3 protein-coding genes are annotated in these 2,459 nt (G+C 61.9%); all 3 read left to right on the top strand.

Translation table 11 applies throughout. The features are described 5' to 3' along the window. Positions 1-475: 475 nt before the first annotated feature. Positions 476-1,330: a DMT family transporter gene (locus VGV07_RS24300; RefSeq protein ID WP_326871310.1), complete on the top strand. Its 855-nt coding sequence runs from the start codon at positions 476-478 to the stop codon at positions 1,328-1,330. Between the two features lie 170 nt (positions 1,331-1,500). Next, positions 1,501-1,845, top strand: coding sequence for a hypothetical protein (locus VGV07_RS24295; RefSeq protein ID WP_326871309.1), 345 nt, complete (start codon positions 1,501-1,503; stop codon positions 1,843-1,845). A gap of 81 nt (positions 1,846-1,926) precedes the next feature. Continuing rightward, a complete protein-coding gene (locus tag VGV07_RS24290) occupies positions 1,927-2,238 on the top strand; it encodes a hypothetical protein (protein ID WP_326871308.1) in 312 nt (103 codons plus the stop codon). Positions 2,239-2,459: the final 221 nt, after the last annotated feature.

The raw sequence follows: 2,459 nt of genomic DNA, 5'->3' as shown, positions 1-2,459 counted from the left end.
TGTGCGCTACGCGCGCCGGAGACTGCTCGGCGTCACAGATGCTGAGAGCAAACGCCTGCTCGATGTGCTCTTGAGGCACGTCGCCGACGATTAGCGATTGGCCGCGTGGACGAGCTCCAGCACGGGCGCCGTCCGCTTTCAAGCAACTCTAGCGGCCCAGAATATGGCTGAGATTGGGTGGCTAGCGGTCCGGCAGCTTAGGGCGGGAAATCGCCCTAAGCTGCCCTCACGGGTTGCCTGCCGGGAAGGGTAGGCTTATTGCAGCCCTATGCTTGCGAACGGCCGCCATTACCACATCGGTGCAGCAGTCCTGTTCGCGCGTGCTTCCTCCGCATCTCCACCTCCTGAATGGACTGACCGGCTCGGCCGCGTCGGGGCACCGCCCCCACCGACCTCGATCCACGCTGGCTGACTGCCGGTGCTTTGCCCGCCGTTCGGCGCGCGGGTGTCACGACATTTCATCAGGTGAAATCCCATGTTCAATCGTTATGCGTCGGCGCTCTTGCCGACGACGGCGTTCGTCTTGCTGTGGAGCAGCGGCGCCATCGTGTCCGAGATCGGTCTGCGACACGGCTCTCCCTTCGCGCTCTTGATCCTTCGCTATGGCATCGCGCTCGCGATCCTGATTGCCTTCGCGGCGTGGAACGGCACCTTGGTGCCGGAGCGCGGCACCCGGCGCCGCATTGCGCTGACCGGCTTGCTGCTCGCCGGCCTCTACTCGGCCTTCTACCTTTTGGCCCTCGATAACGGCATCACGCCTGGCGCGCTCGCGACCCTGCTCGGCGTGCAGCCGATCCTCACCCTCTTCCTCACCGAACAGCGCGTGACCACACCGCGACTCCTTGGGCTCGTCTTCGCCCTTGCGGGCCTCGCGCTGGTCGTGTCGGACGGCCTGTCGTCGATGCGCTTCGACCTACTTGGGCTGGTGTTCGCCGGTCTGTCGCTGCTCGGTATTACGGCAGGCTCGATCCTTCAGAAGCGCGAGAAGCAAGCGCCGTGGGTGGTGTTGCCGACGCAGTATGCAGTCGGACTGGCTTTCGCGGGTGCGATTTCACCCCTGGGTGCGTTTCAGGGCTCATGGGACGCAGGATTCGTGTTGCCGGTCCTATGGCTTGCCATCGTGATATCCGTCGGCGCCACGTTCCTGCTCTACCGCCTCATTGCGCGCGGGAACCTCGTGAACGTCACCAGCCTCTTTTACCTCGTTCCTGGCGTTACAGCGGCGATGGATTGGGCCATCCTTGGCAACCCGATGTCGGCACTCATGCTGGCCGGTCTCAGCCTGGTTGTCGCCGGCCTGCTGATCGTCTTCCGATGCAAGAGGGAATAGTTGGCCCGCGCCACTTTGAATGACGGCTTATTGGCGGCGTATTGCGCGCCGCCAATGACCGAAAATGGGGCGCTAGCTGCCCGACCGCTTTGGGAGCGCGCTTTCGGCATGGAATGTCTGAGAGTGGGTGGTCTGCGGGCTGGCGGCTTATAGGGCGGAAGTGGCGATAGATGCCGCTCCTTACCGCTCTCGCGGAACGACGGCAGTTGCGGACGTTCGACATATCGCGGAAGCTGATCTGCATGACAGCCCGCGAAAGTTCGATCAGCCTGGGAGCACAAGCGGCGCTCTTCGCCACCTTTATGCTCACGGTGTTTCCCATCACGCTCTTAGGTGTTGGTCTTTCCGGCGGCGAGCTGTTGTCAATCGACGCGCTTGTCCGGGACATGCTGAGGCTCAATCCAGCGATCTTCCTCAGACTATCGGCTTGGCTGATCCTGTCTGCGCCGCTGATTTGGAGCGCGCTTCTGATTGGTCAATGGCGGTCTCTGCGCCAAAAGCGAAATGTCAGCTAGTCACCCTTTCCGCCGACCGAGAACGGCGGAAGCTGGGTGGCAAGCGGACATCTCGCCACTTAATATGCTACACGGGGCATCATGTTCACCGTACGCTACAGCGCATCCGTTTCTCGAAACTACGTCCACCTTACCAATATCACGACGGGCGAGACGATCATGAGAACAAGCCTCCGCTCGTTCTCGTCGGAGAGCCGCTTGATCGCTGATTCTAAGGGTGCCGCCGCGTTTGTCGGCGAATTGATTCGGGAGATTGAAGGGGGCAGGCGCTGGCTCCGCTTCCTCCCTACGGTGGATGTGACCTTGACCGGTGAGCCGAGGACACCGGAAGACCGAGAGGAAGCTCGACGGATATTTGCCGAACAGGGTTTTGTCCGGGTGCGCGTGACCTGAATTGTGAGACGTCCGCAACCGGGGCGACAGCCGACCGGCAGCTCCTGGAGGCCGCATTGTGAACGGGGATCGTCGCAAACTGGGTGGAGAGCAGCTGGTCCGCTATTGGTAAGATGACGCCGATTGCGGACACCTTACCTTTCCGTTCAAAGCTGGTCTGAGCGAGGGGACGCATGAGACATTTACGCGCACGGGCGGTTGCAATGGGTCTATCGACCCTC

The organism is Devosia sp., assembly GCF_035944845.1.
In the GTDB taxonomy this organism is placed as follows: Bacteria; Pseudomonadota; Alphaproteobacteria; order Rhizobiales; family Devosiaceae; genus Devosia_A.
Note: the sequence above shows the minus strand (reverse complement) of the source record. Positions and strands in the feature narration are given on the sequence as shown.

Coding starts and splice junctions, on each gene's coding strand:
- VGV07_RS24300 (WP_326871310.1), top strand. CDS start 476: ATGTTCAATCGTTATGCGTCGGCGCTCTTGCCGACGACGGCGTTCGTC.
- VGV07_RS24295 (WP_326871309.1), top strand. CDS start 1,501: ATGCCGCTCCTTACCGCTCTCGCGGAACGACGGCAGTTGCGGACGTTC.
- VGV07_RS24290 (WP_326871308.1), top strand. CDS start 1,927: ATGTTCACCGTACGCTACAGCGCATCCGTTTCTCGAAACTACGTCCAC.